The sequence below is a fragment of the Gilvimarinus sp. 1_MG-2023 genome (assembly GCF_030548285.1).
Window position 1 is genome coordinate 1 of sequence record NZ_JAUOSC010001788.1, and the last position, 234, is coordinate 234.

Consider the following 234-nt stretch of genomic DNA (forward strand, 5'->3'; position numbering starts at 1 on the left):
CGGAAAAATACATTACCGATACCGCGTTCGCCATGGGTTGGCGCCCGTATTTGTCGTTTGTGACCTGGACCGTTAAAAAGGTCGCCATTATAGGTGCCGGCCCTTCCGGCCTTGGTTGTGCCGACGTACTGGTACGTAGCGGAGTTAAGCCTGTTGTCTTTGATCGCTACACTGAAATTGGCGGCCTACTTACGTTTGGTATCCCCGAGTTTATTTTGGAAAATAGTGTAATTA

General features: G+C 49.1%; 1 protein-coding gene. It reads left to right on the forward strand.

Annotation, left to right across the window (positions count from 1 at the left end; translation table 11 throughout):
- Positions 1-234, forward strand: a 234-nt coding sequence (locus Q4563_RS22860; RefSeq protein WP_303606182.1) for an NAD(P)-binding protein, incomplete at both ends; no start/stop codon positions are given.